This is a genomic window from Pseudoalteromonas sp. SR45-5, assembly GCF_014163565.1.
Classification (GTDB): Bacteria; Pseudomonadota; Gammaproteobacteria; order Enterobacterales; family Alteromonadaceae; genus Pseudoalteromonas; species Pseudoalteromonas distincta.
Map to the genome: position 1 here is coordinate 1 of NZ_JACJDN010000255.1, position 5,428 is coordinate 5,428.

At 43.3% G+C, this 5,428-nt stretch carries 4 protein-coding genes; all 4 read right to left on the reverse strand.

Features of this window, described 5'->3' with window-relative positions; genetic code table 11:
* Positions 1 to 1,503: threonine ammonia-lyase, biosynthetic (ilvA, locus tag H5072_RS10860; protein ID WP_182693529.1), on the reverse strand; the 1,503-nt coding region annotated here is incomplete at its 3' end.
* 2 nt (positions 1,504 to 1,505) lie between these two features.
* Entirely contained in the window at positions 1,506 to 3,362 is a 1,857-nt protein-coding gene (gene ilvD, locus H5072_RS10865; protein ID WP_024596945.1) for a dihydroxy-acid dehydratase, read from the reverse strand.
* Positions 3,363 to 3,465: 103 nt separating this feature from the next.
* On the reverse strand, positions 3,466 to 3,711 hold the full coding sequence (gene ilvM / locus H5072_RS10870; protein WP_002959893.1) for an acetolactate synthase 2 small subunit: 246 nt from the start codon (positions 3,709 to 3,711) through the stop codon (positions 3,466 to 3,468).
* Positions 3,708 to 5,357, reverse strand: a complete 1,650-nt coding sequence (gene ilvG, locus H5072_RS10875; protein WP_182693530.1) for an acetolactate synthase 2 catalytic subunit — start codon at positions 5,355 to 5,357, stop codon at positions 3,708 to 3,710. Before ilvG ends, ilvM begins: the two co-directional genes overlap by 4 nt.
* Positions 5,358 to 5,428 lie beyond the last annotated feature (71 nt).

Consider the following 5,428-nt stretch of genomic DNA (forward strand, 5'->3'; position numbering starts at 1 on the left):
GAATTGGCTAAAGCACGGATTTTGTGTTTCATCTTGTACACTGTAACCTAAACGATTTAAGTGCTCGTTAAATATCTCATACTGACTCGGCTCAATAGCAAAACCTGCCAGTACATTCCCCATCGAACCACCGTGATTACGATAATGGAATAAGGTAATGTTCCAATTACTACCTAAAGTATCTAAAAAGCGTGCAAGCGCACCTGGATACTCTGGAAATTCAAAGCGAAGTAAGCGCTCATGTAATTGCTCGGGTGCTTTTCCGCCAACCATGTAGCGCACATGTAATTTAGCGAGTTCGTTATCCGACAGATCGCAAAATTGGTAGTCATTATTTGTTAAGTCTTGCTTTAGCTCATTAAGCTCTTGCTCGCCTTGGCGCAGGGCAATACCTACAAATATTTGTGCTTCACCAGGTCCTGCATAACGATAGTTAAACTCAGTAATAGCACGGCCACCTAAAGAAGCACAAAACTGTTTAAAGCTGCCTTTTTCTTCTTTAATAGAAACCGCTAATAACGCTTCGTTTTTTTCACCCAGCGCAGTGCGCTCTGCAACATAACGCAGGCGATCAAAGTTTAAATTAGCACCGGATAAAACAGCCGCTAAATGTAACCCTTTTAAACCAGACTGCTGGCTCCACTTTTTAAGCCCTGCCGTTGCAAGTGCACCTGAAGGCTCTGCTATTGCACGGGTAGATACAAAAATATCCTGCATGGCAGCACATATTTCGTCGCTGGTGACGGTTATAACTTCATCACAAAACTTTTGCGCTAAGCGAAATGTTTCAGTGCCAATAATTTTAACCGCTACGCCATCAGCAAAACTACCAACGCGCTCAAGCTCTACCGGTTTACCTGCTTTAAGTGCCGCTTGTAAACATGCACTTTCGTCGGCTTCTACACCAATTACTTTTATATCTGGACGCAGCGATTTGATATAAACCGCCATCCCAGCAAGTAAACCGCCGCCGCCAACAGGAATAAACACCGCATCAAGCTCGTTTAATTGCTGCATGAGCTCACGTGCTACAGTACCTTGACCAACAATGACGTCTGGGTCATCAAATGGTGGAACAAATATACCGTTTCGTTGCTCTGTAAGCTCAAGCGCATGTGCTTTTGCGGCATCAAAATGATGCCCATGTAGCACAACTTCACCGCCAAGCGCACGTACCGCACTTACTTTTATTTCAGGCGTTGTTACTGGCATTACAATTGTGGCTTGATGCCCTAAGTGAGAAGCACTTAGTGCAACCCCTTGAGCATGATTACCCGCTGAAGCAGTGATAACCACTGAGCCTTTAGGTAATTTATTTAATTTGTTATACGCACCGCGTAACTTAAATGAATACACGGGCTGTTGGTCTTCACGCTTTAACCAAACATGGTTACCTAATTTAGCACCAAGCTCAGCCATTTCGCTGACCTCGGTAACTTTAGCCAAAGGCTCCATGTTTGCTTGAATAATAGCGCGAAAATAATCGAGCTCTTGAGAGACCATAATTAACTAAGCGCCTCCAATTTAGCTAAGTCACGCACTGCGCCTTTATCAGCACTTGTTGCAAGTAATGCATAAGCCTTTAAAGCAGACGATACATAGCGCTCACGATCAACTGGTTTGTAAGCCAGTTTTCCGCGTGCTAATTGTTTTTGTTTACGTGCTTCAAGCTCTTCATCACTTAACGCTAATGTGATTTCACGTGTTGCGATATCAATAATGATTTTGTCGCCATTTTCAACATAAGCAATTGCACCACCACTTGCCGCCTCTGGTGATACATGACCAATTGATAAACCCGAAGTACCACCCGAAAAGCGACCATCAGTAATAAGTGCACATTTTTCAGCTAGGCCTTTTGATTTTAAGTAGCTAGTTGGATATAGCATTTCTTGCATACCTGGGCCGCCTCTAGGGCCTTCGTAACGAATAACCACGATATCGCCGGCTTTTACTTCATCGTTTAAAATACCTTCTACAGAATCATCTTGTGACTCGTACACGACTGCAGTACCTTCAAAATGTAGCATTTCATCAACAACGCCAGCGCTTTTAACAATACAGCCATCAACTGCTAAATTACCCGAAAGTACAGCTAAGCCACCATCTTGACGAAAAGCGTGTTCGACACTTCGGATACACCCATTAACACGGTCGTTATCGCCCTCGTCCCAACGACACTCTTGGCTCATTGCTTTAGTGGTACGAATGCCCGCAGGGCCAGCACGGTAAAATTTGCGCGCTGCTTCGTTAGTAGGATCTGTTGCATCCCATTTTTTAACGAGCTCAGCCATAGTTGACCCAGCAACATGATTAACTGACATATCAACTAAGCCTGCTTTGCCAAGTTCACGTACGATTGCCATCATGCCGCCTGCGCGGTGCACATCTTCAATGTGATATTCAGGTGTCGCTGGTGCAACTTTACATAAAAATGGTGTTTTACGAGAGAGCGCATCAATGTGCGACATATCAAAATCAACGCCCGCTTCTTGCGCTGCAGCAAGTAAATGCAATACCGTATTTGACGAGCCACCCATTGCAATATCAACAACCATTGCATTCATAAAGGCTGTTTTGTTAGCAATAGCACGTGGCAATACATCTTGATTATCTTTTTGATAATACTCACGACATAAATCAACAATACGAGCCCCCGCTTCAACATAAAGTTGTTTACGGTCTTTATGAGTCGCAAGCGTCGTACCGTTACCTGGCAATGCTAAACCAATCGCTTCTAGCAGACAATTCATTGAGTTTGCAGTAAACATGCCTGAACACGAGCCACATGTTGGACACGCAGAGCGCTCTACTTGCTCTGAATCTGCATCACTTACCGATTCATCAGCGCCTTTAACCATGGCATCTACTAAATCAAGTTTAATATCGATGTTAGCAAGCTTAGTTTTACCTGCTTCCATTGGGCCGCCTGATACAAATATTACCGGAATATTTAAGCGTAGTGCTGCAAGCATCATTCCTGGAGTAATTTTGTCGCAGTTTGAAATACAAATCATCGCATCAGCACAATGACCATTTACCATATACTCAACTGAGTCAGCAATTAAGTCGCGTGAAGGCAGCGAATAAAGCATGCCGCCGTGACCCATTGCAATACCATCATCAATCGCAATAGTATTAAATTCTTTAGGGACGCCACCGGCTTGTGTAATAGTTTCAGCCATAAGTTCACTTAACTGATTAAGGTGAACATGCCCTGGTACAAATTGTGTAAACGAGTTAACTACGGCAATAATCGGCTTACCAAAATCGGTGTCGGTCATACCTGTTGCGCGCCATAATGCACGAGCGCCTGCGCGTTTACGCCCTTCAGTTGTTGTTGCACTTCTTAATTTAGCCATAGTTACCTCAGTTTTTGCCGCAAAATAAGCGGGCATTCCTCATTCTAAAATTGGTGAGTAACCGAGTGATTCAGTTACTCGTAAATTGTTTTTCAGTTCGTAATTACACAGCCTGTTGTTGCTGTAAATTTTGTAAAGTGACTTCTTTGACATCCACCAGCTTATTTAACTGGCTGGTTAAAAGGTGAATTGGTTTATCACTATCTACCGTCATGTCTACATTATAAAAACCATCGTCCATATTGAGCTGAAAATGCGTAAGGTCAAAACCACGATGACGCACCACTCGTAAAAAGCGCTCTACCGCTATACTTTGGCTTTTTAATGCAATAGTTAGGCTATGTTTCATTTTGCTTTCTCCGTCATCATTTCGTCGTTAGCAGCCCCAGGTGGTACAAGTGGCCAAACATTTTCTTTATCATCAATACAGGCATGTACTATGTACGGACCTTTACTGTTAACTAATGCAGTTATCGCATCATCAACTTGGTTAGCGTGAGTAATTGTTTGCCCTGGGATACCAAATACAGCAGCTAATTGCACAAAGTCTGGGTTATCCGACAGGTTAGTTTCAGAATAACGCCCTTCAAAAAATAGTTCTTGCCATTGGCGAACCATCCCTAAACGCTGGTTATCTAAAATTAATATTTTTACAGGTAAATTGTTACGACGAATAGTGGCCAGCTCTTGAATATTCATCATTATAGAACCATCACCCGATACAGTGATAACAAAGTCATCAGGGCGTGCTACTTGTGCACCAATAGCCGCAGGTAGACCAAAGCCCATTGTGCCTGCACCACCACTGCTTAAATGATTACTCGGATGAGTAAACTTCATGTGTTGTGCTACCCACATTTGGTGCTGACCCACATCGCAGCACACAACCCCTGTTTTTGGCATGCGTTGGCTTAGTTGGTTTAATAAGTACGGTGCAAAAACCTTCTCACCTGGGTAGTCGTAACGCCACGCATGCTTAATATTCATTTCTTTATTTGTGTCACACCAAGCTTTAGGTGTTACAAAGCACTCAAGTGCGGGTAACGACGTTTTTAAATCGGCAATTAATGAAGCTTTAGCAGGTTTTCGCTTACCAACTTCAGCAGCATCTATATCTAAATGGATTACTTTAGCTTTAGCTGCAAATTTAGCTAAGTTGCCTGTTACGCGGTCATCAAAGCGTGCCCCTATACATACAAGTACATCACATTCTTGCACTGCGATATTAGCAGCTTGACCACCATGCATACCCAACATACCTAAGTAATGTTCGTAATCTGGTAATACACTGCCCAGCGCTTTAAGTGTTGATACAGCTGGCATCTGAGTTTTATTTAAAAATTGCATTAGTTCGTCTTGCGCATCAGCGGCTTGTACACCACCACCTACATACGCTACAGGCTGTTTAGCCTCACTCAACAATTGATTAGCAATAGCAACTTGCTTTAAATCTAACTCTGGTAAGTATTCATTAGCTGCTAGCCAAGGTTTAAAAGGGACTTGAGCCATTTGAATATCTTTTGGGATATCGACAAGTACAGGACCTGGGCGGCCGCTTTGCGCTAAATGAATTGCTTCTTGTAGTATCTCTGCTAAGTCTTCAGCTCGTTCTACCATGTAGCTGTGCTTAGTACACGAAAGCGACATACCTAGTACATCTATTTCTTGAAACGCATCTGAACCAATCGCTGCAGTAGGCACTTGGCCGGTGATCGCCAATAATGGCACTGAGTCCATCATCGCATCAGCAAGAGCGGTTATTAAATTAGTTGCACCTGGGCCAGATGTTGCAAAACATACGCCTAATTTACGTGTGCTGCGAGCATAACCAACAGCTGCAAACCCTGCACCTTGCTCATGGCGAGTTAGGTAGTGTTTGACTGGCGCGCCATACAGCGCATCGTAAATTGGCATAATAGCTCCGCCTGGGTAGCCAAATACTTCATTTACGCCGTGTTTGGCCAATAAGTCGATTGTTAGTTCTGCGCCTGTCATTAATAAACCCTCATTCCTCAGTGACAACCCAATTACAAATTTTACCCTTAAAACTAAAAAGCCCTCCGAAC

Excerpts from the sequence above, each read along its gene's own strand:
- ilvD (WP_024596945.1), bottom strand. The coding sequence starts at position 3,362 with ATGGCTAAATTAAGAAGTGCAACAACAACTGAAGGGCGTAAACGCGCA.
- ilvM (WP_002959893.1), bottom strand. The coding sequence starts at position 3,711 with ATGAAACATAGCCTAACTATTGCATTAAAAAGCCAAAGTATAGCGGTA.
- ilvG (WP_182693530.1), bottom strand. The coding sequence starts at position 5,357 with ATGACAGGCGCAGAACTAACAATCGACTTATTGGCCAAACACGGCGTA.